General features: G+C 36.0%; 29 protein-coding genes and 8 pseudogenes. 11 read left to right on the plus strand and 26 right to left on the minus strand.

Annotated elements, in window-relative coordinates; genetic code table 11:
- Positions 1 to 198 precede the first annotated feature (198 nt).
- Together BLP58_RS05750 and BLP58_RS05755 are read right to left on the minus strand one after the other, a co-directional pair.
- Complete coding sequence (locus BLP58_RS05750; RefSeq protein WP_013854089.1) at positions 199 to 1,482, minus strand: RNA-guided endonuclease InsQ/TnpB family protein; 1,284 nt, start codon at positions 1,480 to 1,482, stop codon at positions 199 to 201.
- Positions 1,479 to 2,093, minus strand: coding sequence for an IS607 family transposase (locus tag BLP58_RS05755; protein ID WP_013854090.1), 615 nt, complete (start codon positions 2,091 to 2,093; stop codon positions 1,479 to 1,481). Before BLP58_RS05755 ends, BLP58_RS05750 begins: the two co-directional genes overlap by 4 nt.
- Positions 2,094 to 2,187: 94 nt before the next feature.
- Here BLP58_RS05755 and BLP58_RS05760 point away from each other — a divergent pair.
- Positions 2,188 to 2,691 (plus strand): annotated as a pseudogene (locus tag BLP58_RS05760) (MetQ/NlpA family ABC transporter substrate-binding protein); the annotation flags it as partial.
- Positions 2,692 to 2,718: 27 nt separating this feature from the next.
- On the opposite strand, the gene BLP58_RS05765 reads toward BLP58_RS05760, so the two are convergent.
- The gene (locus tag BLP58_RS05765) at positions 2,719 to 3,087 is read right to left on the minus strand and encodes an ASCH domain-containing protein (RefSeq protein ID WP_013854092.1); all 369 of its coding nucleotides are present in this window, start codon (positions 3,085 to 3,087) and stop codon (positions 2,719 to 2,721) included.
- Between the two features lie 126 nt (positions 3,088 to 3,213).
- On the opposite strand from BLP58_RS05765, the pseudogene BLP58_RS05770 reads away from it, so the two are divergent.
- A pseudogene (locus BLP58_RS05770) lies at positions 3,214 to 4,154 on the plus strand (2-dehydropantoate 2-reductase).
- Positions 4,155 to 4,620: 466 nt separating this feature from the next.
- On the opposite strand, the pseudogene BLP58_RS05775 reads toward BLP58_RS05770, so the two are convergent.
- The 6 genes and pseudogenes from BLP58_RS05775 to BLP58_RS05800 form a co-directional block, all read right to left on the minus strand.
- Positions 4,621 to 5,266 (minus strand): annotated as a pseudogene (locus BLP58_RS05775) (nitroreductase family protein).
- Between the two features lie 276 nt (positions 5,267 to 5,542).
- Positions 5,543 to 5,932, minus strand: a complete 390-nt coding sequence (locus BLP58_RS05780) for a hypothetical protein (RefSeq protein WP_013854093.1) — start codon at positions 5,930 to 5,932, stop codon at positions 5,543 to 5,545.
- A gap of 29 nt (positions 5,933 to 5,961) precedes the next feature.
- Entirely contained in the window at positions 5,962 to 6,561 is a 600-nt protein-coding gene (locus BLP58_RS05785; RefSeq protein WP_013854094.1) for a hypothetical protein, read from the minus strand.
- A 9-nt stretch (positions 6,562 to 6,570) separates the two neighbouring features.
- Positions 6,571 to 7,110, minus strand: coding sequence for a CAP domain-containing protein (locus tag BLP58_RS05790; protein ID WP_013854095.1), 540 nt, complete (start codon positions 7,108 to 7,110; stop codon positions 6,571 to 6,573).
- A 22-nt stretch (positions 7,111 to 7,132) separates the two neighbouring features.
- Positions 7,133 to 7,486: a hypothetical protein gene (locus tag BLP58_RS05795; RefSeq protein ID WP_013854096.1), complete on the minus strand. Its 354-nt coding sequence runs from the start codon at positions 7,484 to 7,486 to the stop codon at positions 7,133 to 7,135.
- Positions 7,417 to 7,854 (minus strand): SLAP domain-containing protein, encoded by a 438-nt coding sequence (locus BLP58_RS05800; protein WP_025084198.1) that lies wholly within the window; start codon positions 7,852 to 7,854, stop codon positions 7,417 to 7,419. Before BLP58_RS05800 ends, BLP58_RS05795 begins: the two co-directional genes overlap by 70 nt.
- A 139-nt stretch (positions 7,855 to 7,993) precedes the next feature.
- Here BLP58_RS05800 and BLP58_RS05805 point away from each other — a divergent pair, with 139 nt between their 5' ends.
- Positions 7,994 to 8,440, plus strand: a complete 447-nt coding sequence (locus BLP58_RS05805) for a DUF7679 family protein (RefSeq protein WP_143000321.1) — start codon at positions 7,994 to 7,996, stop codon at positions 8,438 to 8,440.
- 44 nt (positions 8,441 to 8,484) lie between these two features.
- Here BLP58_RS05805 and BLP58_RS05810 read toward each other — a convergent pair whose 3' ends face one another.
- The 3 genes from BLP58_RS05810 to BLP58_RS12350 are packed head-to-tail and all read right to left on the minus strand — an operon-like array spanning position 8,485 to position 9,791.
- A complete protein-coding gene (locus BLP58_RS05810) occupies positions 8,485 to 8,922 on the minus strand; it encodes a hypothetical protein (RefSeq protein WP_013854098.1) in 438 nt (145 codons plus the stop codon).
- Positions 8,923 to 8,925: 3 nt separating this feature from the next.
- On the minus strand, positions 8,926 to 9,444 hold the full coding sequence (locus BLP58_RS12345) for a 1-acyl-sn-glycerol-3-phosphate acyltransferase (RefSeq protein WP_226908595.1): 519 nt from the start codon (positions 9,442 to 9,444) through the stop codon (positions 8,926 to 8,928).
- Entirely contained in the window at positions 9,432 to 9,791 is a 360-nt protein-coding gene (locus BLP58_RS12350) for a hypothetical protein (protein WP_226908596.1), read from the minus strand. The genes BLP58_RS12345 and BLP58_RS12350 overlap by 13 nt, the downstream gene beginning before the upstream one ends.
- A 62-nt stretch (positions 9,792 to 9,853) precedes the next feature.
- Here BLP58_RS12350 and BLP58_RS12640 point away from each other — a divergent pair, with 62 nt between their 5' ends.
- Both BLP58_RS12640 and BLP58_RS05825 read left to right on the plus strand, forming a co-directional pair.
- On the plus strand, positions 9,854 to 10,150 hold the full coding sequence (locus tag BLP58_RS12640; RefSeq protein WP_013854099.1) for a glycosyltransferase family protein: 297 nt from the start codon (positions 9,854 to 9,856) through the stop codon (positions 10,148 to 10,150).
- 162 nt (positions 10,151 to 10,312) lie between these two features.
- Positions 10,313 to 10,972 carry a glycosyltransferase gene (locus BLP58_RS05825; RefSeq protein ID WP_322522438.1) on the plus strand — a complete coding sequence of 220 codons (660 nt, stop codon included), beginning with the start codon at positions 10,313 to 10,315 and terminating at the stop codon, positions 10,970 to 10,972.
- 29 nt (positions 10,973 to 11,001) lie between these two features.
- On the opposite strand, the gene BLP58_RS12120 is transcribed toward BLP58_RS05825, so the two are convergent.
- Complete coding sequence (locus BLP58_RS12120) at positions 11,002 to 11,154, minus strand: hypothetical protein (RefSeq protein WP_013854101.1); 153 nt, start codon at positions 11,152 to 11,154, stop codon at positions 11,002 to 11,004.
- A 635-nt stretch (positions 11,155 to 11,789) separates the two neighbouring features.
- On the opposite strand from BLP58_RS12120, the pseudogene BLP58_RS12750 reads away from it, so the two are divergent.
- A pseudogene (locus tag BLP58_RS12750) lies at positions 11,790 to 12,158 on the plus strand (DUF7679 family protein); the annotation flags it as partial.
- On the opposite strand, the gene BLP58_RS05830 reads toward BLP58_RS12750, so the two are convergent.
- On the minus strand, positions 12,142 to 12,828 hold the full coding sequence (locus tag BLP58_RS05830) for a CPBP family intramembrane glutamic endopeptidase (RefSeq protein WP_158306206.1): 687 nt from the start codon (positions 12,826 to 12,828) through the stop codon (positions 12,142 to 12,144). The pseudogene BLP58_RS12750 and the gene BLP58_RS05830 sit on opposite strands and share 17 nt — an antisense overlap.
- A gap of 165 nt (positions 12,829 to 12,993) precedes the next feature.
- Here BLP58_RS05830 and BLP58_RS05835 point away from each other — a divergent pair, with 165 nt between their 5' ends.
- The 3 genes from BLP58_RS05835 to BLP58_RS05845 are packed head-to-tail and all read left to right on the plus strand — an operon-like array spanning position 12,994 to position 14,152.
- Positions 12,994 to 13,677 carry a hypothetical protein gene (locus tag BLP58_RS05835; protein WP_013854103.1) on the plus strand — a complete coding sequence of 228 codons (684 nt, stop codon included), beginning with the start codon at positions 12,994 to 12,996 and terminating at the stop codon, positions 13,675 to 13,677.
- Positions 13,661 to 13,894, plus strand: coding sequence for a hypothetical protein (locus BLP58_RS05840; RefSeq protein ID WP_013854104.1), 234 nt, complete (start codon positions 13,661 to 13,663; stop codon positions 13,892 to 13,894). The genes BLP58_RS05835 and BLP58_RS05840 overlap by 17 nt, the downstream gene beginning before the upstream one ends.
- A gap of 21 nt (positions 13,895 to 13,915) precedes the next feature.
- A complete protein-coding gene (locus BLP58_RS05845; RefSeq protein WP_013854105.1) occupies positions 13,916 to 14,152 on the plus strand; it encodes a hypothetical protein in 237 nt (78 codons plus the stop codon).
- A 91-nt stretch (positions 14,153 to 14,243) separates the two neighbouring features.
- On the opposite strand, the gene abc-f is transcribed toward BLP58_RS05845, so the two are convergent.
- Entirely contained in the window at positions 14,244 to 15,752 is a 1,509-nt protein-coding gene (abc-f, locus tag BLP58_RS05850) for a ribosomal protection-like ABC-F family protein (RefSeq protein ID WP_013854106.1), read from the minus strand.
- Positions 15,753 to 16,084: 332 nt separating this feature from the next.
- Between abc-f and BLP58_RS05855 the strand changes: the two genes are divergently transcribed.
- Positions 16,085 to 16,666: a hypothetical protein gene (locus BLP58_RS05855; RefSeq protein WP_013854107.1), complete on the plus strand. Its 582-nt coding sequence runs from the start codon at positions 16,085 to 16,087 to the stop codon at positions 16,664 to 16,666.
- Between the two features lie 40 nt (positions 16,667 to 16,706).
- Here BLP58_RS05855 and BLP58_RS05860 read toward each other — a convergent pair whose 3' ends face one another.
- The 3 genes and pseudogenes from BLP58_RS05860 to BLP58_RS05870 all read right to left on the minus strand — a co-directional run.
- Complete coding sequence (locus BLP58_RS05860; RefSeq protein WP_013854108.1) at positions 16,707 to 17,174, minus strand: hypothetical protein; 468 nt, start codon at positions 17,172 to 17,174, stop codon at positions 16,707 to 16,709.
- Positions 17,175 to 17,190: 16 nt separating this feature from the next.
- Positions 17,191 to 19,050, minus strand: coding sequence for an endonuclease MutS2 (locus BLP58_RS05865; RefSeq protein WP_013854109.1), 1,860 nt, complete (start codon positions 19,048 to 19,050; stop codon positions 17,191 to 17,193).
- A gap of 229 nt (positions 19,051 to 19,279) precedes the next feature.
- Positions 19,280 to 19,891: pseudogene (locus BLP58_RS05870) on the minus strand (Bax inhibitor-1/YccA family protein); the annotation flags it as partial.
- Here BLP58_RS05870 and BLP58_RS11775 point away from each other — a divergent pair.
- Positions 19,885 to 20,043: pseudogene (locus BLP58_RS11775) on the plus strand (IS256 family transposase); the annotation flags it as partial. The pseudogenes BLP58_RS05870 and BLP58_RS11775 overlap by 7 nt on opposite strands.
- A 113-nt stretch (positions 20,044 to 20,156) precedes the next feature.
- On the opposite strand, the gene BLP58_RS05875 reads toward BLP58_RS11775, so the two are convergent.
- The 8 genes and pseudogenes from BLP58_RS05875 to BLP58_RS05910 all read right to left on the minus strand — a co-directional run bounded on the left by BLP58_RS05875 (position 20,157) and on the right by BLP58_RS05910 (position 25,187).
- The gene (locus BLP58_RS05875; protein WP_013854111.1) at positions 20,157 to 20,417 is read right to left on the minus strand and encodes a type II toxin-antitoxin system HicB family antitoxin; all 261 of its coding nucleotides are present in this window, start codon (positions 20,415 to 20,417) and stop codon (positions 20,157 to 20,159) included.
- A 27-nt stretch (positions 20,418 to 20,444) separates the two neighbouring features.
- A pseudogene (locus BLP58_RS11780) lies at positions 20,445 to 20,886 on the minus strand (hypothetical protein).
- A 9-nt stretch (positions 20,887 to 20,895) separates the two neighbouring features.
- Positions 20,896 to 22,158, minus strand: a complete 1,263-nt coding sequence (locus BLP58_RS05885) for a replication-associated recombination protein A (protein WP_013854112.1) — start codon at positions 22,156 to 22,158, stop codon at positions 20,896 to 20,898.
- Complete coding sequence (locus BLP58_RS05890; protein ID WP_226908605.1) at positions 22,158 to 23,048, minus strand: NAD(P)-dependent oxidoreductase; 891 nt, start codon at positions 23,046 to 23,048, stop codon at positions 22,158 to 22,160. The genes BLP58_RS05885 and BLP58_RS05890 overlap by 1 nt, the downstream gene beginning before the upstream one ends.
- Positions 23,049 to 23,112: 64 nt before the next feature.
- Positions 23,113 to 23,631: pseudogene (locus BLP58_RS05895) on the minus strand (GNAT family N-acetyltransferase).
- A gap of 126 nt (positions 23,632 to 23,757) precedes the next feature.
- Positions 23,758 to 24,387, minus strand: coding sequence for a Crp/Fnr family transcriptional regulator (locus tag BLP58_RS05900; RefSeq protein WP_013854114.1), 630 nt, complete (start codon positions 24,385 to 24,387; stop codon positions 23,758 to 23,760).
- Between the two features lie 18 nt (positions 24,388 to 24,405).
- Complete coding sequence (locus BLP58_RS05905) at positions 24,406 to 24,957, minus strand: DNA-binding protein (RefSeq protein WP_013854115.1); 552 nt, start codon at positions 24,955 to 24,957, stop codon at positions 24,406 to 24,408.
- A complete protein-coding gene (locus BLP58_RS05910; RefSeq protein WP_013854116.1) occupies positions 24,957 to 25,187 on the minus strand; it encodes a heavy-metal-associated domain-containing protein in 231 nt (76 codons plus the stop codon). Before BLP58_RS05910 ends, BLP58_RS05905 begins: the two co-directional genes overlap by 1 nt.
- Between the last annotated feature and the right edge of the window lie 12 nt (positions 25,188 to 25,199).

A 25,199-nucleotide genomic window follows, 5' to 3' on the forward strand; every position in this document is an offset into this window, starting at 1 on the left:
CTGCTATATAAAATGTGGAAAAGCATGGAAGAACATAAAAGAACGGTATTTTCCATGCCTCAAAGGTTTACATTTTTCCCTTTCCATTCTATATTCACCACCGTCAAACACCGGTATTCCGATATTCCAACTAGGGAGTAATCGCATTGACCAGCTATGATGGCATCGTTATCGGCCATAGCCTGACCGTGGATTTTTTTATAATGCTTTGTTTAATTCGGGATGACTGATCAACAGCGTAAGGTTTTTCATGGCATTTACGTCACGATCAACCGTTTTGCCGTAATTAGGGCAAGCTGGATTGTAGCAGATATACTCATTGTGCTTTGTTCCATGCTTCTGATTGCCTTTTAAAGTGATCTTGTCAGCGCCTTTTTTGACCGTGCCACAGACCGCACATCTTTGCGTTGATGGATAGTGCTGATCAGCTAAAATTAGTTCTTTGCCGTACCAAGCGCATTTATAAGCCAGCAGTTGCCTAAATAGTCCGAACATTGATCTTTGCATGCCCTTCGAAGCTACATGACTCATAAGCATTGCCTTAACGTCTAAGCTTTCAATTACAATCTGGTCATATTCATCAGCCATTTTCGTAGTAAACTTATGCATCAAGTCACGCTGAATATTAGTGGCACGCTGGTAGCAGGCTTGAAGCTTGGCTTTCGTCTTCAAGTATTTGTTGCTTTGCGTTCCTTTAATTCTGCCGTTGACTGTCCGCTTTTTAGCTAAACGCTTTTGGTAAAACTTAATTTTAAGATAAAGATGCTTTAGCGAATCAGGCAAAATCAAGCACTGACCATCCTGATAATTGAAGTGGCCGACATTGACATCAATTCCTGCTTCTTTGCCCGTTTTTGCCTTTGATACAGGTGTTTCTAGCTTATACGGCACGCAGGCATAATATTTATCATTAATTCTAACGATGGATACTACGCCAATTTTGCCTGGCAGCGGCTTTTCTGAAAGCTTGATGCCAGTCCAGTCATCCTTATAAGGCGTTTCTCTAGGCATTTCAAGCCAAAGTCGCCCGTCTTTGATTTTGGCTCGATCGGTTTTAAAGCCTTGCCGTGGATTTCTCTTGGAACGGAACTTTGGCTTGCCCCAATCAGGCTGAGCCTGATTAAAGAAGCTTTCCCATGCTTTGCCTAAATCTTGAACCGCCAATTGTAAAGTACGGGCAGAGTAGGCATATTGCCAGTCGTTTTTTTGCTCGATCATTCTGTCGCGCACTAAGCGCCAGTTAGGACTAGGATTCAGGTGCTGATCCCGATGAATTGCTTTCCATTTTTTAGTCTTTTTATCCTGCTTGGGAATAAAAACCGTGGCAACCACTTTATCCAAGATAGTATGAGCCATATATAGGTCTTGCCATAGAGCCAGTGCTTGATTCCAACAATATCTGCGATAGTCGCACCAATCGTCTAAGACCTGCTTCATGGTCTGATTAGGGTATAGCTGGTAGATTCGTGTCTTCACAATCATTTTTGGCTCAGCTCCTTATCCTCGCTAATCTTATGCTTATATTTACGCAAACCATAAAGTCGGCACGAGAATACATGCAAAATGCTTAGAACATCCTGCACTAATTCATCATTAGGCGAGGTTTCTTGGTTGTTCAGCACTACTATTTCAGTGCCATTTTGATTGCACAGCTTCTCAAACCAGTCATAGCCGAAGCGAATAAAACGGTCTTGATAGGTAATGTAGATTGTCTTAATCTTGCCTTGCATTACCTCATCAAGAAGTCTATTCCATTTCTTGCGCTTGTAGTTAAGCCCACTGCCAATATCGGTAATCATTTCATCAAGAATAATGCCTTTTGCATTCGCATATTGGCGGATAAAGTCTTCTTGATCCTTAAGATCACCCTTCTGATTAGCAGTAGAAACTCTTGCATATCCGACTATCTTGCGCTTGTCTTCTTCTGAGCTAGACTGGCCATTAACGTATCTTAAATAATCCTGCTCGGTATAATAGCGCTTGTTTGTAGGCGTGCGGTGCGCTGGAAATATTCCCTTGCGATCCCATTCCTGCAAAGTACGTACTGTAATTCCTAAACGGTCAGCCATCTCTCTAGGTTTAAGCATAGCCATAATCTTCACCTCCACATATTGCCTTTGAGAAAGATTATAGCATATGCTTCTATCTTATTCTACTTATTTCTGCTTTTCATTATATAATAGTTAATCATTCCTTTCTCCTATTCATCTTTACAGCAAAAAATGTCATCACCTATCTGATTTGCCAGATTGAGCAACGATTGCCGTTCCTAGTGACTCTACCAACGAATCACGTGCTCTATTCGTGCTAAAAAATGCAGGATTGATTAAATTGCGTCCACATAAGATTCTAGTCTCAATTGCTGATATAACTAGTAACCCTCACCATTTTAAGATTAAAGAAATCGCATCCGAACACATTAGTAGAATGATTGAAGATGTCGACGCAGCTGTGGTCAATAATGATTTTGCCGGACCTGCTGGTTTAGGTAAAAAACAAACAATTTTTGTCGAACCGTTAAATAAGGATTCCAAGCAATGGATTAATATCATCTGTGCTCGCTCCACAGAAAAGAACCAGCGAATCTATCACGAAATAGTTAAAGCATATCAAAGCAAGAAAACTAAACAACTATATCGCAAGTTTTATGGTGATAAACAAATTGCAGCTTGGGATGTCAAATTGAAGTAAATTAAGAAAGCGTGACTTTTCATCAAGTTATGTTTTCTTTTTCTTAGGATAATAAATTAATGATTTAACTTTTCGGTCAAATTCCTTATGACTAATCGGCTTGATCAACTTATCATCAACGTTAAACAATTTTAGTTGCCCCTTAACGTGAATTGGCTCAATAACATTTTCTAAATTAATGTACCAATAATAGCATTGATCAAAATCACTCCAAATAATGTGATCTAAATTCATTACACACAAGGCATATCCTGGCGCTGCTCCAGCCACCTTTTTTGTTGTCGAGCACATCAGTATTGGACCACGATAATTCGTCTTCCAACTGCGATATTCTACTTTTTTGCGACCACTAATCATACTCATCACGTAGTCACCACGAACGGATAATGCTTTCATTTGGGTATCTCCCTTTCATTTATGTATAACTTTAATTTTACTTCAAAAAAGACAATAATTATTGCCAAAATTTGCTATTTAGTTTACATTGAAAGCGATTACTAATAACACAAGGAGGATTTTTCGATGAGAATTGCAATTGCAGGAGCTGGCGCAATGGGCTCGAAGTTTGGCTGGCATTTAAAGAGAGCTAATAATAATGTTACTCTAATTGATAGCTGGGATAAAAATATCGCAGCCGTGCGTAAAAATGGCGTAATTGCTAAAGTGAAAGATCAAGAAATTACTGAAAAAATGCCAATTTATAATCCTGAAGAAATTGATGAGCAACGTGAGAATGTTGATCTGTTGATTGTTTTTACCAAATCAATGCAGCTTGAAGGGATGCTAAATAATCTAAAACCAATCATTTCTAAGAATACCTATGTTTTATGTCTGCTCATGGCCTAGGCCACGAAGAAGTACTAAGCAGATTCGTTCAACGTGATCACATTATCATGGGTGTAACCATGTGAGCGTCAATGATAACAGCACCTGGTCATATCACTTTTGCTAATGATAACGGTAATATTGAAATTCAATGCCTTGATCCTGATCCTAAAGGTAAAAATGAGACTGAAAAGATTGTCAAAATCTTAGATGATGCCGGTTTAAACGCAAGTTATAGCGAAAACGTAATGTATTCTATATGGCGTAAAGCTTGTGTTAACGGTGTAGTTAATGCCTTATGCGCATTGCTGGGAGCTAGTTGCAAAGAATATGGTCATACCAATGAAGCGGATACTTTAACTAGACATATTGTACAAGAATTCGCTGATATCGCTCAGTATGAAGGCGTCAATCTAGATCGTGCCGAGGTTATTAGACATGTAGAAAGCCTATTTGATACTCCACATTATCCTTCAATGTATCAAGATTTAATTCAAAACCATCGACCAACTGAAATCGATTATATTGATGGTGCAGTTTGGCGCAAAGGGTTAAAACACAGTGTAGCTACGCCATATTGCCAGTTTGTCACTGAACTGATTCATGCTAAGGAAGACATTTTACAAATTAATAGATAGCAAAGACCGATAGAATGAACATCCTCGACAGTTACAGTGTTACAGTCGAGGATATTTTTATGTGAATAGAAACCTCCACATACGTGGAGAACACGAATAAAATCAGTATAGCGCGTAACTTCATTGAGGATCACCTCCACATACGTGGAGAACACCTAAATGACTGTACTGTGTCTGATCAACTTCAAGGATCACCTCCACATACGTGGAGAACACCTAACTAATGCTGTGCTTTTTCTAAGCTATTCAGGATCACCTCCACATACGTGGAGAACACTTTCAAGAACTGAGCCGTATTCCCATGAGGTCAGGATCACCTCCACCTACGTGGAGAATACAGTAAAAAATCCTTGTAATCAAGCCATTTCTGAAAAGCTAAACTCTTATTTTTATTCACTTTCTAAACTAGATTATTAACTTAATTTACAATTCCCTACACAGAATACTTAAAATCTACTCCAAAACTTTATTGATAATCAACAAGATCAGCAAGAGAATATCTAGTAGTAGTAATTTCTGCTTCAGCCTTTGGATCATGCTTACCAATAGCAATTGCCATTACTGGAACATATTGTTTAGGATCAAGCCCCATTACAATTGCCGCCTTCTTAGCATCATATCCAGCCATTGCATTAGTTTCATAGCCATGCTCACGAGCAACTAGCATAAATTGCATTGCAGCAAGAGAACTATCAACCATTGAATCAACCACTAGCATTTCTTGTGGGGCCTTTTCATATAGCGGCATGAAAGTATTAAGTGCTGCTTCCATTGCTTCTTTAGTTACCTTTTTACTTTGATACATACTATGCCATAATTGACTATATTTATTATAAGCTAGAGTATTACCAAAAAAACAAGACTACAGCAGAACTTTGATCAATTTGTGGGAAATTAAACTTCATGAAATACTGATGTAGTTTTTCTCTACCCTCTTTAGTATCAACAACTATAAATTTCCATGCTTGCAGATTGCATGCTGAAGGTGCCGTAATAGTCTCTTCCAGCATTTCGTTCATTTCATCATGACTAATCTTTACTGATGGATCAAACCTACGCACCGAATGTCTTTCAGTTAAAATCTTATGAAAATCATTATTAACAATATTCATTATAAAGCCTCCTTAGTTAGCGCTTACAATATTAGTATAAAACAAACAAGCAATAAATTATGACTTATTTTTCTTATTTCAAACATTCTTTCCAATATGTCATTTTTTAACGATCAAATAACGCTTTTCGTAATCTCTAATACAAATCAGCACATTTGTTCCTTTATTTTATAAAAGAATTATATCAAACAAATGTTTATAGTGGAAGAGTAAAAACAAAAATCCCACAGCATTTGCCATGAGATTCCATATTTATAATTCTATCTGAACTACATATTATCTATGTAACGTTTCTACCCAAGTATCAATATACAATTTCAAATTCTTTCCTTTACGAACAAGATAACTGCGCTCACCACCAGCTAAACCAATAGTAATCCCCTTTCTGTATCTTGAACATAAAACAATATGATTTGAAACGTGTCGTTGAGCTTTAGCAGTCCAACGATAGGTAGTACCATGCTTAGTAAAATAATTACCAGAAATATGGCGCTTGCTAATGGTTAACCAACAGTTTTTGTTTTTCCAATGACCGCGGTAACGCTTAGGAACGTTATAAGCTTTTAAGCTGCTTGCCTGAACTTCATTACTGCCATCATTAATAAAAACAATACTACCAGTAGTTAACATTACTAAAGATAATAAGAATACAACTACTTTTTTCATTAAAAACACCTTTTAACAGCCTATCAAAATTATAAAATTTGAATCTTCCTATTCAAAATACGTCTTTTATCATGTAAAGCTTTCTTCAAAAAAGATTTATTTACATTACAATTCAAATAAATGTCAACGCTGGGACCACCAAAAGAGATTACGCCTTTACGATTAGCTCGTTTGGTGATCCAATGATACTGTACATATGGAGTATTATCACCTAAAGTATCTGTTCTGAATCTATACTTTTGATTAGGTTTCAAATGACTAATATGTAATGGCATTCTAGCTACATACAGGTATCCACGTTTAAAAGTCATTTTTTCACCTTGATCAGACGTCAGCGATTCAGTATCATAAACAGCTCTCATGTTTTTAGTAATGGTATAAACCATTGGGACATATGTAAAATACTTTCCATGGTTAACACGAATCGTTTTATCAACTTGCTTTTCAATCCAAGAACCACCCGAGCCTAATCCTTCAGCTCTTTTTGGTGTAACATTAAGATATCTTTTAGCAGTGTAGGCCTTTAACGTAATAGTCTTTGCATCTACTTGTCTGCTTCTAGTTCCTAAACCACAAGCAACTACTAACAACAGTGTAATTATTATTGAAAAAATTTTCTTTTTCTTCATCAGTTATCACTACTTACTAAGCCATTCATTTACTAAATTCTTATATTGACTCAAGCTTAATGCACCATTTGGATCATCACTTGAAGCGTTAAATGCATCGACAGAACCATAATCAGAATTACCCGTCATATGAGCCATGCCCATTACTGTATGAGTTCGATTAAGCAAATTAAGATAATGACCTGAAGTCTTATAGCCATTAGTCCCCATTGCGACATCATTATATACTCCGCCCCAGTTTGGAACGAATTCATATGCAGCTAAACTTGGATTTTTCTTAACATTCCACTTCCAGTTAGATTTCTCACCTAACCACATATTAACTGGTTCAGCACCAGCGGCAAGGTTTTCTAAACCCTGCTTGTAATATTGCGGATGAGTCAAGCCACTCTTTTGATAATCAGCATCAATCATTGAAATGGCTACTAATACTGGTGATACCTTTAATGCCGGCACATCATATTGTTTACGAGCGCGGTTGGCTTTTTCCATATTAGTTAAAGCAGCCTTAATATTGGATGCACTAGTGGCGTCCTTTTTTGCGCCCAAAGATACATCTGCATTAAACCAGCTAGGTGCAGATTGAGAGTCCAATTGTCCGGTTTAAGGTCATAGCCTTCTGAGCTTCAGCTCTTTGTGCAGCAGTTAAGGTCTGATTATTTGCCAAAAAGTCCATTAAGCTGGCGGCGTTTTTAGTTGCATTGTTAGTTGACGCATGCTTAACAGCTTTTTTAGGTTGCGTCGCCTTGTTATTTGCAACTTTTTTGGCACTGGATGAAGCAGCATTGTTTGAATCATTGCCTGCTTTGCCATATGGACGATTAGTATCACTAGCTTTAATCCAACTCTTTTTGCTTACCTTATACCAACCAGTTCCATGTTTATCAGTCTTCTTTTGATAAACATATATGTACCACCAATCCAACCAGTTACCTTAGATTGTTGAGAAGGGCTGACGTGAACTTCGCCTACATTGTCATCATCGTAATCTTCACGAATAGTTACTTTGAACAAGTATGGCGTGGTTGCATTAGCCGCTCTAATGTAACGATTTTTACTTAAACGATAGTACTTGTGACCTTTAATTCGCTTAGTTGAAGTTATCTTCACATGTTTGCTCTTAGCAATAGACTTACGAGTTCTATGACCACGATAAGTATAAATATACGCCTTGTTTTTTAAATAAGCCGTTTTTGTAGCTGCTTGAACTGATTCTGAGTTTACGCCACTAGCAGTTAAGCCTAATGCGAATAAACTACTTGCAGTAAGGGAAATTAAAAGACTTTTTTTCATTTTTTCCTCCAAAAAAATAATAATTTACAGATTTTATTTTACTCATATTTTCACAGCTAGCAAGACCATTTGTTCAAGATGGATTTTTTTGATACCATTTATTAGAAATCGGCTTTATAGAGAAATAATTGGTAAAGACATGAAAAAGAAACAGCAACGTCATCAAAAACATAGAAAATACCTAGCAATGAAGGTAGAACTGGTAAATGGCCAACCAAAATGGTTTAGAATTAGTCCTAAATTTTTTCAAATTATAATTACGGAACAAAGACTAAGAAAAATACATCCCCGAAAAATGTTGACTAATTGCCTAATCAACATTCCATTGACTACTTACAGTAGACATAATCAAGCAGTAATCGGCGTTGGACGGGTCATCAAAATGGAATATCGTGCACATACAGATACTCGTCTCTGCGTGCGCGGGCAATTTACTCCACCTGAGAAACTAAAAAAAGAGTTTTTCCTTACCTACCATTATTTACGTCATGATTACGGCAAGCTAAGCAAAATTAATATCATGTTTGATTTATATTTTTGGCGTAGAAAAGTAAAGCAAAATCACTTAACTAATAGTTTCTTTTAAAACAAAAACTGACATCAGCCTAAAATGCCAACGTCAGTTTTTAATTATTTTTCTTTACCATTCAGAGTCAAATCGCTCTTATCAGAGATCAAACTGTAAAGCGGCAAATCGATCTTGCCATTTTCATCAATATTCTGCATTACTTTTTCCATAAAGAATTCTTGCCAATTCTTCGTTGGGGCGACACCTGGATGATTCAATTGTGGAGTTAACCAACCGTTAGAAATCGGACGCACTGGATTCAAGCCAACTACCATACCAATTGTATAATTAGAAAAATCAAAACTACCATCTACGACAATCCACTTTGGATTCTTCATCAATTCAGGCTGCAATTTCATCAGCATTTCTGGTGGAATTTTACCTTCAGTTACCATCATTCTGCCCTTGATTGGACCATGCTTTTTCTCAAAGTCTTGCAAAACGCCATCCATAAATAACTTTTCGCCTAATTGGTCAAATTTTTGTTGATCTTTTAACATAAATTACCTCTTTCTTCTAGGGCTATACCCTACAATATCTTCATTACTAAAATCACTCGTCAATTTACAATTATAATACTTCTCATAAGCGGACTTCTTTTGCTGATAATCGGTTTGCCACATTTTTTGCGTATTTTCACCAACTGACAAGTGCGGATCCGGATAAATAGTTGGCAAAACATGAAGGATACTTTTAGTCTTATAAAAATCACGTTGCCAAACTTCACGTCTAGACGTAGCCCGCAATTCAGTAAAAGTCGAAATAATCGGCTTATTTAACTTAGCAGCACAGAAATATGCTCCCTTTTTCAACGGACGAGGCTTGCGATAATTAAACCACAATTCTTCTTCGGGATAGATTAAAATCCAGCAAGGCTTTTCAAAGATTTTCTTCAAATATGTTGGCAAATCCCGAATCAAATAGCGCAAGTTATGATCAATGGGGATAGAATCAAAATTGCGCACGAGCCAACCAATCATATGCGGCATCACCAGATTACTGACAGCTACTACTGCATACAAGCGCTTTTCTTTTTCATTGCCAGTCTTTTAATCATTAACACATCGAATTGGTTGTAGTGATTACCAGTGATAAAAGCTGAAGGAGAATCGGGCAGATTTTGCATCCCTTCAATCCGACTTCTAGGAGGCAACACGATTGCCACTAATCCAAAAATTCTCCGAAAAATCAGATTAAGTATGCGGTAATTTAAAGTTTGTGTATGTTGCCAAAACTGTTGAACTAACTTCTTTACTTCTTCCTTAGTCAAAACCGGATCATTCAATTCAGCTTTGGCATTGAATTGCTTTTTCTCTGCATTTTTCTTAATATTATTTATAACTCGACGTCGATTAAATCCAAAGATCATATCCTTATCTCCAAACTATTATGATTACATTATAACGAAAAACTTTAACACAAGGGCTAATCATGAAGATTTTATTTGTAATTGATGACTATTTTAACCGCAGCAATGGCATGTGTATTTCCACTCAACGCTTTGTAGGACAATATAAGAAAATGGGACAAGACGTACGAATTCTGTCCACTAATTTAGGTGGGCAGGCCGATTATCCTGTTCCACAATTGAACATTAACATCCCATTTATTCGCGCTCTAATCGCCAAACAAGGCTTTCACTTTGCTCGACCGGTTAAAAAGACAATCCAGCAAGCGGTCACTTGGGCGGATGTTGTTCAAGTAGAAACTCCCTTTCCTATTTCCTAGCGCTCTGCAAAAATTGCTAAAAAGATGGATAAACCCGTAATTGGTACCTTTCATATTTATCCGCAGAACATCACTTCATCAGTGCCTTTTTTAAACAACAGCTTAGGCAACTGGAGCTTTATGCTCTTTTTTAGAAAAAAATCTTTTAGGAACTGTGCTGCATTGCAATGTCCAACAGAAAAAGTCGCAAACTGGCTTAGAAAGAATCATTTTAAACAAAAGCTGTTTGTGGTTTCAAATGGCATTAGTTCCAAGTTCATTAATAATTCGCATAAAAAAGAAGTCGGTCATCCCTTCACCATTTTGTGCATCGGCAGATTTTCCCATGAAAAGCAGCAGAAAACTCTTTTCAAAGCAATGCATCTAGCTAAGCATGCTTCACAAATTCGTTTGATCTTTGCTGGTCAAGGCCCTTTACAAAAGAAATATAAAAAACTTGCTGCTAAATTACCACATCAACCAATCATGCAGTTTTTCACTCCCGCAGAATTACGACAAGTTATGACACAAAGCGATCTGATTGTTCATTGTGCTAAGGTTGAAATCGAAGGCATGGCTTGTATGGAAGCTTTTGCGAGCGGTTGCGTGCCAGTGATTGCAGATGGTCCTTTAACTTCTACTAGTAGCTACGCGTTAAGTGAAAATAATCGTTTCTCTGTTGGAGATGCTCAGGCTTTAGCTGATAAAATTGACTACTGGTTTGAACATCCCCAAGAATTAAAAACAATGCAAGAGAAGTATCGTGAATATGGGCGCAGCTTAAGCGTAGCCAACTCTGCTAAAACTGCATTGGAAAATTTGAAACAGCTATATTTGAGGTAAGAAAAAAGACGCAAATGCGTCTTTTTCATTTATTCAAAATTTACGACATCATCGCCGAACAAGTCGTTCGTAAAATTTTCATGATCATATTCATGCGGTAAATTAGTCATGATTCCCTGCAATCCACGCAATTCGATTACCTTCCGTTGCGGCTTAATTTGCTTTTCAAAATCAATCGGCAAGTAAGTCTCCTTCCCAAAGATGGTAGAATACTTGCTTTATTGCTTTTGCCATGGGTTCTTCTTTGCTTCTTTTTCGGGATGCATGTTGAAACCAATTTTATTCATGAGAATTCTTCTTTCTAGTTAATGCAAACAACAGACGACACCGATTAAGCTACATTGGCAACGCCACCTTTCCTGACGATCAACATTTTTAGGTATAAAAATAGCAGAATAATAAACAAAAATAGAGCTAAAAATGAAGACAGCTATATTGGAGAATAGCAAGATTATCAGAGGATAGACTCCGCCCCCTTGATATTGATATATCAAGAACGTAGAGCACCATCTCTATATTTCTTACTATTTCTCTAATGCACTTTTACAAAAATATAAGTGCAAACTATCTAAAATTTTTAGCTCTAATTCTATTTATTATTCTGCTTTAGCGCTGATATTCATCAGCGAAACTTTATAATAGCACATTCATGATGGAATACAAGTTTTTCATCTTCAGAAATTAACTGTTTTGTTTTTGACCACATTAATTCATAATTATATATGAGAAAATATTCATCTGGAAAAATTTATGTATCAAGGTAAAAAGCGCAGAAAATACTTAACGATCAAAGTTGAACTGGTAAAACGGCCAGCAAAAATGGTTTAGAATTAGTCCAAAACTTTTTAAGATAATTATTAACGAGCAAAGACTCAGAAAAATTAGTGTCAAATATATGCTAACCAATTGCTTTATCAATATCCCACTTTCTTCCTATAATAAAAACAATCAAGCAGTGATTGGCGTCGGCCGCGTAATCCAAATGAAATACCGCGCACACACAGATACTCGTCTATGCGTACGCGGTCAATTCGTCCCACCTGAGAAATTAAAGAAAAGATTTTTCTCTTGTTATCATTATTTAAAACACGACTATGGCAAACTCAGTAAGGTTAATATTCTGTTTGACCTTTATTTCTGGCGTAGAAAGGTTAGAAAAGAGAATTTAACTAATCATTTCTTTTAACAGAATTTTTCTTTCTCCAGAATAGCCACAATAGAAATATACCAATAATTAAATATATAAATGTTTGAATTAGGTTCACAATGAAATCATTCAAATCGAAATCATCAAACCATGGTAAATACGTAATGAAATAAGAGTTAAAATTTTCACTGAAATGTATCAACATGGTTAAAGCTAAATTATTTGTTATACAGTAAATTCCTGCAAACAAAACGCCCAGACCAAAAGCAGTAATTATTTGTGTCAATAAGTCCAGCCAATTGCTATAATCTGGAAGAATAAGATGCAATACTGCAAACAAAGCAGCTGATATAAAAGTTGCCTTAAAAAGAGGATGATCCAACTTATTGACTATCCTTAATCGATTAAATATTAACCCTCTTAACCACAATTCTTCAAATATTGCTGGCCCCAAACAATATAACAACGAAGAGAGTCCATTATTGGATAGCGTAAAATCATTATCCCCTATATACCAGAAATTAAAAACAATAAAAATTAGTGTCACTACCCAACCAATAATTGAAGGCCATTTTAAATCAAACTCAAAATTAAATTTATTATGAACTACTTTTTGGCTGTATAAAATTAGTGCTACAATTGCAATAATATATCGGATGAGAATTAACGTCCAACCATAGTTTTTAGATAAAATACCAGTTTTTACCAATACTTCCGCTAGTATTAATAGTCCAATTGAAAGGACAGCAAAGATTAAATACACAATAACTGTATTTAGAACTACCCCCGATTAATTTCTAAATTTTTTCTTAAGACAGTCAACCTTCAAAAAATTTATGCAATTTTTTGCGTAATAAATAATGGAGGTTGAAATATGGACTATTTATCCAAAAAGAAAGAGTACATTTTTCTTAACAACAGACAAGCCTTAGTACGAGTGCATGTTAAACAAGTTAGCAAACAGCCATACAGTATTTGGGTAGAAGGCAAAAGCAAAAATTATCGAGACTGCGTAGCTTTATTGAATAGAACTTTAGTTAAATTTGATCCTCAACTTGTACCGCCTATTGTAGTTGTTTCAAACAAGAAGCTAGGAAATGGAGCAATTTCTTCTTATGCTTTTGAAGATAACGTTATATTTTTTAATAATTTTTACCATTCAACTGAGCAAATTGATGAAATTACTCACCAAAATTTATTTATTGCTACAGATTTAAAAGAAATTATACGACATGAACTGGGTCATAAATTACATTGGGATGCAATTAAAAGATTTTATCGATCACATAAAAAACAGTATAATAATTTACAAGAAGCTAAAAATGACTTTGATTCAAATTTAGAATCATATATTACGCATCAATTGAATAATAATTACTCATACCTAATTGAAAATGTAAGTACTTACGCTAACTTAGCTTTTGAATACGCTAAAGCTAACTACAAGAACAATAGTGTGAATGAAGTAATAGCAGAAGTTTATGCTATTCACGGTTCCAAAGATCCTATTTTAAATGATTTAATCATGGAGGAACTTAATTATGGTAGAAAACACTAAATTTATAACTCATATGGACATCCTCAGAATGCCAAGTCCTGAAGAAGAAATAATTGGTAAAATTGGAAAATGGATTGCATCTGCAAAGCCTGATAAAGATAAGATTGCAACCATCATATTTAAAAAGAACACCCCTACAGAAATCCTGAAATTGTATGAGAAGAATTATGATCTTATTCCATTTCCCGCCCATAAAGAATACAAGATTGAAAAGTAAATATTAGCGAGAAACTAGGTTATGGAAAGAATTGAACCGATGGATATCCTACGTGCGCCCTCTCCTGAAGAAGTGATACTTGCTAAAATCGCTAAATGGGTCAAAACTTCAAAAGACGATCTAAAGGAGAACTGTACCACTGTTGTTTTTAAAAAGAATACCCCGCAAAGCATTCTAGATTTATTTCAAAAGAATACTGACTTGTTTGTTGCAATAACAGACCTTAAAGTTAAAAAGAATTACGAAATTGAAAATTAAGAAAGAGGCTCTAAAAATAATTTTCTTAGGGCCTCTTTGCTTAGTATTATCATGCCATTACTAAAATCTGGTCTTGCTCACTTTTTAGATTTTATCTCAATTTAACTCGTTGACTCGTCACTTGTTCAATGAAATATTGATCATGCTCGATCAGAAGCATAGCTGGCTTAACTTCTTCTAACAACTTGATCAATTGATCTTGATTAAAGACATCCAGATAATTTGCTGGTTCATCCCAAAAATAAAGGTCAGATGGTTCAACTAACGATTTAGCTAAGGCCACTCGCTTTTGTTGACCCATGCTCATTTCTTCAATCGGCGTGTTAAAAGCAGATCGAGGAAAGCCAATCTTCTTTAGGTTACTGAGCAGTTCTTCATAAGAAATCTTTTGTTTGAGCGCAAAATCCTTCAGACTGCCTGTATACTCAGTGAAATCTTGAGGTAAATATGAAATTGATAACCCATTAGCCAAAGTAAACTTACCTTGGTAACTTACTTCATCCGTTTTACCTTGTAGCAACTTAAAAAAAGTTGACTTGCCAGAACCATTTTTGGCTTCAAGTGAGACTACGCCATGATTTTTAATTACTAGATTTAAATTTTTAAATAAATCCTTACCTGCTATTTTCAAACTTAAGTGTTGCGTTTCAAGCAAAGTCTGATGATAATTTGGTTGAAAATTCATCGTAAGCTCAGGAACTTCTTCAATGTTGGTCATTAAACCTTTCTTATCTGCTATATTTTTCTGCAAACGATGCTCAATATTCTTAGCTCGCCGCATATCATTAGCCGCTATCTTAGTTACATCAAAACTTAAAGGATGAAATGCACGATGATTTGCTTTACCTTTGTATTTTCGCCCAGCATTTTTAGTACTTTCTGAACGATTGGCAAACATTAGATTCTTTTGCAAAGAATCATTTAATCTTCTAACTTCACCCTTCAACTTTTCATTCTTAGCCTGATTAAACTCATCCCGTTTTTGTTTCGTATCTTCGTAACTAGCATAATTACCCTGATACAGATGAATTTCAGTATTTTCAATAGCTAAAATATGATCAGTTACTTGATTTAAAAAATCACGGTCGTGGCTGACTACAATATAGCCTTTATCATGCTTTCTCAAGTATTCGCTTACTGCCTCGCGACTATCTTCATCTAAATGATTAGTTGGTTCATCAATCAACGGGAATGAATCTTGATCAGTAAATGACAAGGCTAATAAAACTTTCGTCTGTTCACCTCCGCTTAAGGTATTAAAGGGTTGCCACAACAAATTGGGATCAACACCCATTAAGTTTAATTCCCGCTCTAACTCCCACTGCTCGAATTGTACTTGGTCCTGCAACTCATATAAAGTAATATTAGTCGGATCATTAATTGAAACTGGATAATACGAAAAATTCAATTTAGTTTGGATTTTGCCCAAGCCATGAAGTTTACCCCGCAAGATATTAAGGAATGTCGTCTTTCCGCGACCGTTTCTTCCCACAAGCCCAAGCTTCCATGAACTATCTAAGTTTAAATCCAAATTGTTAAAAATGTTCTCACTGCTGTCTTCATATCTAAATGACAAATTTGAAATTCTAATGTTGCTCATTAGATCACCTCGCAAAAAAGAGTCTACACTTTGGCAAATGCAGACTCTCTCCTACTTTTTAGGCATCAAAAAAGAAGGTAATTCGTCATTGCGTATCTTGCCCAAAGTGCATAGTCTCTCCATCTAAAACTGGAATAATTATTCAACTACGCTTGTTTTTGCAAGATTAAAGACGCAATGGCGACCCTTCTTTCTAACTTTGAATTTCAATTGATGAAGCTATAATAGCATGAAAACCTATTTACTGCAAATAGATTTGAATCAAAATGGTAGGTTTGCTATGATATAAGCCAAAAATATCAAATAAATTCATAGAAACACATAGGTCAAAAATGAAAAAAATCACTTTAATTTCAGCTACTTTATTAATGAGCTTCTTGCTCGCGGGATGCACCGCTCACCATACCGAAGAACATGCAGTATCACAGCATTCAACTAGTTCTTCCAAAAAGCATCCCTCTACTGCATCCAAAAAATTCACCAATAAAATTGACTTACACAAAAAATATAAGGGCTTCAAACTAGCTACCATCCCTACCCAATATCGCGGCACCTGGTATCGCGCTAATGCCTATGAGAAAAACGCAACTAAATTGGTCATCACGACTCATACAATCAACGGCGCCGCAGCTTACCAGCAGACCGATCCTAATTTAAAATTAAATCGTCATTCAGAAAAGCAAAACAAAGAATATTCCGGCAATGCCGTAGTTGTTAAAAGTGTCAATAATTCACTGAAAGTCCGTGGTTTTTTAGACCTAGTTGACTTGGTTTATCGACCAGGACAATTCAAAGGTCAACCTTGTCTTTTCATGAGCTATGGCACCAATCCAAAAGCAACCAATGGAGCTATTTTTAAAGACAAATCAGCAGCACTTAAATATCGCAAATTCGATTTTTCTAAAGTTAATTAATCTAGTAAAAAGGCGCTGTCTTCATGACACCGTCCTTTCTTTATTGTTCACTTTTTTGGAAAATATAGCTTACTCCTGCAGCAATCACAAGAAAAATACCAGTAATTAACCATCCCATTGTAGTGAAATGCGAGCCCATGAGAATAAGGAGAGCAACAAGTAAAATATAGACTCCCGTTGTTGCCATATTAATTCGATGAAAAATAGCTACGCCGTATTTTTCCTTCCAGCGATCATCAAATTGTTTTAAAAGTTGTGAAGCAATTAGATATATCACTACGACTGTCCAAATTGCTGAACTGATAAAATTATATTCTCCACGGAAATACAATATCCAACTAATAATCAGCATTACTAGCATCAAGAGATACGCGAAAGAATCAACTATCTTTCCTAGTTTAGTCTTTCCCGTCTTTTTAGCATAGGTTGCAACAATACCGAAAACAAGGCACACAATGATTAGCGGTAAAAACCAACTTCCACCACTAATGAAATCTGTTAAAAACATTATTCACTTCTCCCTTTTATTTCAACTTTTTCCAAGCTTTCTTAGAACCACGATTCAAGTCCTTATTAAACTTATATTTTTGCCAATCTTTGATAAAAAGCAAGTCTAAATTATATCCAGCTGGATATAAATCCTGCGCTTTTCTTCGCAATTCAACTCGTTTGATAGGAACCTCACGGAATTCTTTATCTACAAAAACCACAATCTTATTAGCTACTTGGGCATCGCTATAAAAGATTGCTTCTTTGTTCAAATCACCTACAAAAACAATATCCCCTTTATGAAAAATGGTTTTTGTGTGCTCCTTTTTATTTGGTTCTTTAAATATAACTTTGCTTTTTCTTAGTGGTAATTCGCCTGTAGTCAAAATTTGCGTTGCACTCTGCAAAACTTTCTGTGGCATCCCTGATCTTTCAGCAATCCATAGTGCCCGACTCTCACCAGCTCGATTCATGATCAAACGATAGGTTGGTGTTAGCTTTTCTAGATCAAAATCCATCGAAGCCGTCATAAAGGCCGGATTTTTAACTGAAAAATCTTTGATCGTACTGTAGTGAGTAGTTGCAACAACAATGCATCCCCTTAGTTGCAATTCTTGCAAGGTGGCAATCGCTAAGGCAGAACCTTCATCAGGATCTGTCCCACTCCCTAATTCATCTAACACGATCAAACTATACTTTTGAGCCTGCTGAAGTACCTGGCTAATCTTTACCATTTCACCAGAAAAAGTGGACAATGAATTATCGATATCCTGCTGATCGCCAATCAATGAATAAACATGATCACAAACTGGAATATCGCATTTTTGTGCTGGCAAAAACAAACCCAATTCGGTCATCAAAATGCTCAAAGCAATAGTTTTTAACGTAACAGTTTTACCACCGGCATTTGGCCCAGTGATAATTAAGCCTCTTTGCGGATTACCGATTTCTACAGATAATGGAACAGGATTATCCAACAAGGGATGTTTCATCTCCACTAGTATTAGCTTATTCTGTATATTCAAACTTGGTCGAACGGCACCAATCGCCAGCGCGTATTTTGCTCTTGCTAAAATCACATCGAGATCTGTGATGATCTGCATATTTTGCTTGATCTCGGTTAGTTTCTCAAATATTTCAGCAGAAAGCATGCCTAAAATTTGCATCTCAATTGCAGAAATTTGACTCTCTAGCTGGATTTTTTGATCTACTAGATTGGCCACTTTATTGGGTTCAATATACACGGTACTGCCGTGATTTGAAACATCAACGGTCTGACCTGAAAAGACATCACGATAACTTGCTTTAACTGGTAAAGTGTAGTGCCCATCCCTTTCAACGATCATTCTCTCTTGCAAAGCGTTTTGATACTTTTTTCCCTGCAAAAAATGCTGCAAACTTGTCTTGATATCCTCATTTATTTTATTAACCTGGATACGAAACCTAGCTAGATCACGATCTGCCTCATTGGATACTTCTCCATGTTCAATTTGATGATAGATATCATTTTCGAGCCTATCTAAAATAATGATCTCTGTGGCATAACTATTTAAGATAGGAGAATCCGTTTGTTTAATTAGGAATCGCTTTAACAGGCGATTAACACGAATTAAATCGGCAACTTTTTCTAATTCAACCGCATTTAAAATAAGCCCCTTATCCACTTTTTGCAATAACGGCTTCAGCGAATCTGATGAGACAAACGGTACATGCTGTCCTGTTCGCAAAACTTTTAACATCTCTGCCGTTTCATTTAACAATAAGTTAACAGAGTTAACGCTAGTGCGCAGGTGCATTGTTTGAAGTTTGTCCTTTGCCTCAGGTGTAGTAGCGTAATCAGCTACCATATTTCTAACGCGATCAAAACCAAGTTCATTATTATTCAATTTTTTCATTTATATTTGTTCATCCTCAAGAAAATTTAGTAATAGTTTTTCCTTTTCTAGAGGGAACATGTAAATTAGCCCCTCTAGACTAAAATACGGTGCTTAACATATGGCATAAATTCCTTTTCTAAAATTATTGAACTCATCATACTATAATTTCTAAATTTTTGCTAGAAACTGGTAAAAGAAAAAGCCGACAAAATCGTCGACTCTTTTCATGAAAATGCTCAACCTAATCCTAATTGTTATCATCACTTGAACCGAAAATAGTCAAGAATTGTAAGAACAAGTTAACAAAATCCAAGTAAAGCTGCAGAGCACCTAAAACCGCTAACCCATTTGTAGAACCACTATTACCAAATTGCAAATAGATATTCTTCATTCTTTGTGCGTCCCAAGCGGTTAAAATAGTGAAAATAATGACTGCAATAAATGAGAAAATATAATCAATCATTGGATTTTTCAAAAATAAGTTAACCAGCATGGCAACAATCAAACCGATCAAAGCAGCTGAAGCATATGAACCCCACCTACTTAAGTCTTTTTTAATAACAGTCCCCAAGATGGCCATAGTGACAAACACGGTTGCCGAAGCAACAAGGGCTGAAGCGATATCCTCACCCGTATAAGCTCCTGCAATGAAAGCAAAAGTTATCCCATAAATAATTGCCGTAATCATCAGCAGAATAAAGCTAGCCACCGGATTTCTGGTTGCTCTAAAATTAATCACAAAAGTTAAAGCAATTGGAACTAATAACAAGAGCCACATTGTCCAGGGATGCTGCACCATTAGCACCGTCATTTGTTTAGCAAAAATAGTCATCGTTAAGTAAGAACTGATCGCTGAAACGCAAGGCTAAGCCCAAAGCAGAGTTTCCAACTGAACAGTCGCTTGATACTTTCATTGGCATCCAAGCAATGAGCTACAATGACCGCTACTTCAACCGAATTCATAAAGGCTTTGGTCAGGTCCAGGATACCTTAGAATCCTATTTTGAATAAATAAAACATTAAAAAATCAATTTACGAGAAAGATCTATTTACACAAAAGATTTGACAGTTTCAAATAAAAAGCAATCGAATTAGATCGATTGCTCCAAACTATTTTTACTAAGTCATTTTGTCATATTAACTGTTACCCAAGAAGTTTGCTGATCTTTTTCCAACCTCCATTTTCTTGGATCTTGAACCTTAGGATATTTAATTCCAATGAGCATTGTAGCAATTGCATCTTTCACGTTAAAAAGCGCTTCCGTAATTGTTTCTCCATCAGTTACTAAACCTTTTATATTAGGTGAGGTCACTACATAATAATGACCTAATTCATCGTTGTATTCAGTTAAAATTACAGGGTAAGTTACAATATCTTGTTTCATAAAAAAATCCCACCTTTTCACAAACGTTTATTCATAATCTGCAGGATTAATATCAGGCTTAGGCAACTTCTGACTATAATCAAAAGTCACACCTTGAATTCCATTAGCATAAGTCCAATCTTTAAGCTCTTTCGTATCACCTAATAAATAATATTTACTGATTAAATCATTCCAAGCATCCCACTTATCAAGTGGTACATTAATTAAACCGGCACCATGATCGATCATCACTTTATTTGCAGCTAATGTTGCAGTTCTTTCATTGCCATCCACGTTTTAGTTGAACAATTACCTTTATATCATCAATAGAAACATCAGCCGCACTCATGCCGTCAATAATCGTTTGGGTCTATGGTAATGTAATGTTTAATCTATCAAAACGTGAATTTGTAAACGCCAGTCTAACCAAATTTTTCTTAGCAAAACGTCTATTTTGTTCTTTTGTTAAGTGAAATTTATCAGGATACATTTTTACTCCTTATTTCAAATAATCTTTACCATAAATGTAACGATGCAACTTCAAATACTGCTGGAACAACTTTCTTTCATTAGCATTATCCTTAGGATAATAATATTGCTTTCCTTCAAAACCTTTAGGCATATAATTCTGCCGAGCAATCTGATGAGGTTGCTCGAATGGTGAATCAATTAAGCCACCACCAGTAATTTCTTCGGAATGTTTATAATGCATATCCCGCAGTCCTCGCGGCATGGGATGCTGACTGGGATGCTCAGTATCTTTGTCTAGCTTTTCCCAGATTTCATCAAAAGCACCTGATTTCGGAGAAATACACATTAACATCGTGGCAAACATCAGCGAATATTTTGCCTTAGGCATCCCAACCTTTTCGGCTTGATTAGCTGCAACGACGATCTGAGTAACCTGCTCAGGATTAGCCAAGCCGATATAAGTATACGGAATCTCTCTTAATCTGCGCACAACCGAAGGCAGATCGCCATTTTTTAATAAAACAGCCAAGTAATACAAAGCGGCATCAGTGTCCGATCCAGCCATCGAATCAGAATAAGCGGCCAAGTAATCATAATGTTTGGTCGCATTTTTGTCGTAGCTAAAGTTCTGATCTTTGGCAAATTCTTTGACTGCTTTAATAGTAATTTGATCAGGATCAATCGCATGGATTGTCTCTAAAATATTTAAAGCAACACGAAGATCCCCATCAGCTGCAGTAGCGATTGTCTTCAAAGATCCATCTTCAACTTTATCTGAATCCAGATGAAAAACATCTTTAATTGCCCGTTGAAGTACTGTTTCAATATCATCATCACTTAATGCCTTAAATTCAAAAATCTGACAACGTGATCTAACCGCAGGCACCAATGACATTACCGGATTCTCAGTCGTTGCCCCAATTAACAAAATATGACCTTTCTCCAAGTATGGGAGTAGAAAATCCTGCAGGGTCTTCGTCATCCGATGAATCTCGTCGATTAGTAAAACAAAAGATTGATATGGATACGTTTTAATAAATTGATCTAATTTTGCTTTGTTATCAATCGAAGCGTTAAATGTTGCTAATGGTAGGTCATATTGCTTAGCAATAATCTGAGCCAGACTAGATTTTCCCGTACCTGGCGGTCCCCAGAGAATCAACGGAATCATTACTTTTTGTTCAATAATCTTGCGCAGAGGACCATCTTCTTTTAGTAACTCTTTTTGCCCAACCACATCCTGCAAAGTTTGTGGTCGCATTTTATCAGCTAACGGAGTTCTGAAGCTCATTATTTCCACCACAATTTAATTAAAGCTTGTGTACCATCGTTACCCAATTTCTTTTGATCAACCAATACCTCATACAAATGTTTTGCTTCTTTAGTCGCAGGTAAGTCTAACTGCATCTTGTTGGCTTCTTCTAGGGCAATACGCAAATCTTTTAAAAAGTGCTTAGCAAAAAAGCCAGGAGTATAATCTCCCTTTAGAATTCTTGGACCATATGAACCTAAACTAAAATTCTCTGCAGCACCTGATTGCAAGGTTTGACAAACCTGTTCTAAATCTAAGTTTGCGGCTTTTGCATAAACCAGCATTTCTGTCATACCGGTCATTGTTCCTGCAATCATGATTTGGTTAGCCATCTTGGCATGTTGACCGCTACCATAACTTCCAAAATAATTTAACTTGCTAGCAAACGTCATAAATAAATCCTGCAAATGATCTAGGTCTTCTTTATGACCACCTATCATCACAGTTAGAGTACCTTTTTTAGCGCCAATATCACCGCCAGAAACTGGAGCATCCAAAATATGCAGTCCCTTTTCATCACCAAGTTGACCAATCTTTTGTGCCAAACTTGGCTTACTTGTGGTCATATCGATAATATATTGACCGGCTCTTGCGGCATTCATAATGCCATTTTCACCAAAGTAAATATCTTCCACATCTTTAGGGAAACCAACCATGGTGAATAAAACATCTACTTTTTTGGTTAAGGCAGCTGGATTATCTGCCCACTTAGCTCCATTATCCAAGACTGGTTGAGCGTGAGCCTTCGTTCTATTGTAAACAGTCACATCATAATTATTCTTGAGTAAGTTATTAATAATGCCGGTACCCATCACGCCGGTACCAATAAATCCAATTTTCATATTTTTTACTTCCTTATGTTTAGTAATCTATTTTTATTATATTCTACTAAAAAAGAGGGATGCAATTAAGCTCCCTCTATTCATCAAAAAACTACAAATTCAATTCAAAGGCCACACGATACGGATCAATTGGATCCGTGTTTTTGATATTACCGCGTTTCACGAAGCCAGCATCTTCAACTATATGCTGAACCACATCATTGGTTCTAAAAGTATCAACGCGATAACTCCTTACGCCTTCCGCATAGTGCATCGAAATCAAACTGCTCATTAAGTAGCTAGCAAGATGCATCCCGCGATACTCATCAGAAATGGCGACGCGATGAATTGCCACATAAGGATCAAGATCATTATTCCATTTGCCATCAATCTTTTTATAATTGGGATCAGGCCCATCTGTAATCGCAGTGTACCCCGCGATTTTTTGATCAACGATTAAAAACTAGGCTACACCGTTTTCAATATCGGCCGTAATTGTTTCAACATTGGGATAACCACTCTGCCATTGTGGGTTCCCCTCTTCTTTTAAAAACTTTTTTGCTTCATCAATGATCGGCATAATTTGTTCAAGGTCATTTTTGGCAGCTTGACGAATATAAATTAGTGACATAGTGTCTCCCTCATTTAAATAAAATTTTATCAAAGGAGTTGGTTTTTCGCTAATTTAAAAACTACCATGCGATAATTCTTAATAAAAAAATCCACGAACCATTGGCTCGTAGATCTTTAATAATAATTAGAATAAATCAATGTGACGTAGTTTTCGTTTTAAGGTTCCTTGCTTTTCTAAGAGTACGAATTTACGCGATAAAGTTTCAGGAGTAGTACCTAAATACAAGGCTAAATCTTTCATTTTTAGTGGCAAAGTAAATGAGTTCTTATTCACTTGTTTTGCATAAGCCTGCAAATAACTAAATAGACGAGCTTCCACCTTAGGCAAACTAAGTAATTGAATTTGCCTATGCATAGCACGTACTTTAATGATATTTTGCTCTAAGAGTTGAATACTTAATTCTGGTTTCTTTTTCATTAGCGCTAAAAAGTCATTTCGATTAAGCAAACAAATCTCACTATTTTCTGTAGCTTCAACATAAGTATTGATATTTGCTTCACCAAATAACCAATTTTCACCAGCATAATCACCCGTCTTTAAAATCTGGGTAAGATTTTCGCGGCCATTTTCGTCTAAAGTATAAAGGCGAGCACCACCATGAGCAACAATTACTAAGTTATTACTTGATGTAGGATCCATTACTAATTCACTTTTTTGATAATTCTGATGATGAACTAGCTCTTCTATTTGCATTTGATCATTTGTCGGTAATGCATTAAATAATGGAACTAAGTATACACACAACTCTGCCATTCAAAAAACTTCCTTTACTTAAAAATCATCGTCATCATCATCTTCTTCAGTATATAATCCTTCACGCAATTCATGGCCTAAGAAGATTTGTGATTGACGAATTTGTCCCTTAATCCATGTTAGAAGTTCAATTAAATTGGCATTCAATTCTGGCCAAGCTTCTTTTTGAGCTAAGGCAATTGCCTTAGTAATAAATAAGATTTGTGTGTCAAAGTCTTTTACTAAAGCAAAAAGTTGGTCTTGGCCATCTTCGTACTTGCTTGATCCGTCTTCCTCAAGCATAGTATATTCTTTAAATTGATCAGTAATAGTAGGTATGCTTTCACCGTTATTAACTAAAATCTGATTTAGTTGGTTAAACTCATTCTGTTCATATCTGATCCACTCATCAGCATGCTGTTCTAAAAACAAACTAGCCGAACCCTTGGCGAAGAACTTAGCTTGACTAATTTTTAAAGTATGAATTAGTAAATTAGCAATAATGTGACCACCCATTGCACCAGCTGTAGGCTTATGATGATCAATGTCACTTTGCTTTAACTCTGCCTTATATGCTTCTTCAGCCTTCATTAGTTTAACTCCTTTGCCTTTACACCCTTAACTTCATAGCCCATTTTTTCGATTGCTGTTTTAACATCATCAACATTAGCCTTATCAGCATTCATCATGAACTTTAACTTACCGGCATTAAATAATACCTTAATTTGATCTGTACCATCGACATCTTCAACAGCTTTTTCAATCTTGGTTAAACAAGATGGGCAAGTCATGCCACCTAACTTCATCATTACTTTTTGCATAAAAATCTTCCT

The sequence above is a fragment of the Lactobacillus kefiranofaciens genome (genome assembly GCF_900103655.1).
GTDB classification, from domain to species: Bacteria; Bacillota; Bacilli; order Lactobacillales; family Lactobacillaceae; genus Lactobacillus; species Lactobacillus kefiranofaciens.

What these genes read in the sequence shown, in the direction of transcription:
- BLP58_RS05855 (WP_013854107.1), top strand. Translation starts at nt 16,085, where the DNA reads ATGAAAAAAATCACTTTAATTTCAGCTACTTTATTAATGAGCTTCTTG.
- BLP58_RS05755 (WP_013854090.1), bottom strand. Translation starts at nt 2,093, where the DNA reads ATGGCTATGCTTAAACCTAGAGAGATGGCTGACCGTTTAGGAATTACA.
- BLP58_RS05785 (WP_013854094.1), bottom strand. Translation starts at nt 6,561, where the DNA reads ATGAAGAAAAAGAAAATTTTTTCAATAATAATTACACTGTTGTTAGTA.
- BLP58_RS05805 (WP_143000321.1), top strand. Translation starts at nt 7,994, where the DNA reads ATGAAAAAGAAACAGCAACGTCATCAAAAACATAGAAAATACCTAGCA.
- BLP58_RS05900 (WP_013854114.1), bottom strand. Translation starts at nt 24,387, where the DNA reads ATGGCAGAGTTGTGTGTATACTTAGTTCCATTATTTAATGCATTACCG.
- BLP58_RS12640 (WP_013854099.1), top strand. Translation starts at nt 9,854, where the DNA reads ATGAAGATTTTATTTGTAATTGATGACTATTTTAACCGCAGCAATGGC.
- BLP58_RS05780 (WP_013854093.1), bottom strand. Translation starts at nt 5,932, where the DNA reads ATGAAAAAAGTAGTTGTATTCTTATTATCTTTAGTAATGTTAACTACT.
- BLP58_RS05910 (WP_013854116.1), bottom strand. Translation starts at nt 25,187, where the DNA reads ATGCAAAAAGTAATGATGAAGTTAGGTGGCATGACTTGCCCATCTTGT.
- BLP58_RS05845 (WP_013854105.1), top strand. Translation starts at nt 13,916, where the DNA reads ATGGAAAGAATTGAACCGATGGATATCCTACGTGCGCCCTCTCCTGAA.
- BLP58_RS05865 (WP_013854109.1), bottom strand. Translation starts at nt 19,050, where the DNA reads ATGAAAAAATTGAATAATAATGAACTTGGTTTTGATCGCGTTAGAAAT.
- BLP58_RS05840 (WP_013854104.1), top strand. Translation starts at nt 13,661, where the DNA reads ATGGTAGAAAACACTAAATTTATAACTCATATGGACATCCTCAGAATG.
- BLP58_RS05885 (WP_013854112.1), bottom strand. Translation starts at nt 22,158, where the DNA reads ATGAGCTTCAGAACTCCGTTAGCTGATAAAATGCGACCACAAACTTTG.
- abc-f (WP_013854106.1), bottom strand. Translation starts at nt 15,752, where the DNA reads ATGAGCAACATTAGAATTTCAAATTTGTCATTTAGATATGAAGACAGC.
- BLP58_RS05905 (WP_013854115.1), bottom strand. Translation starts at nt 24,957, where the DNA reads ATGAAGGCTGAAGAAGCATATAAGGCAGAGTTAAAGCAAAGTGACATT.
- BLP58_RS05810 (WP_013854098.1), bottom strand. Translation starts at nt 8,922, where the DNA reads ATGTTAAAAGATCAACAAAAATTTGACCAATTAGGCGAAAAGTTATTT.
- BLP58_RS05875 (WP_013854111.1), bottom strand. Translation starts at nt 20,417, where the DNA reads ATGAAACAAGATATTGTAACTTACCCTGTAATTTTAACTGAATACAAC.
- BLP58_RS12350 (WP_226908596.1), bottom strand. Translation starts at nt 9,791, where the DNA reads ATGATCTTTGGATTTAATCGACGTCGAGTTATAAATAATATTAAGAAA.
- BLP58_RS05835 (WP_013854103.1), top strand. Translation starts at nt 12,994, where the DNA reads ATGGACTATTTATCCAAAAAGAAAGAGTACATTTTTCTTAACAACAGA.
- BLP58_RS05750 (WP_013854089.1), bottom strand. Translation starts at nt 1,482, where the DNA reads ATGATTGTGAAGACACGAATCTACCAGCTATACCCTAATCAGACCATG.
- BLP58_RS05765 (WP_013854092.1), bottom strand. Translation starts at nt 3,087, where the DNA reads ATGAAAGCATTATCCGTTCGTGGTGACTACGTGATGAGTATGATTAGT.
- BLP58_RS05860 (WP_013854108.1), bottom strand. Translation starts at nt 17,174, where the DNA reads ATGTTTTTAACAGATTTCATTAGTGGTGGAAGTTGGTTTTTACCGCTA.
- BLP58_RS05800 (WP_025084198.1), bottom strand. Translation starts at nt 7,854, where the DNA reads ATGAAAAAAAGTCTTTTAATTTCCCTTACTGCAAGTAGTTTATTCGCA.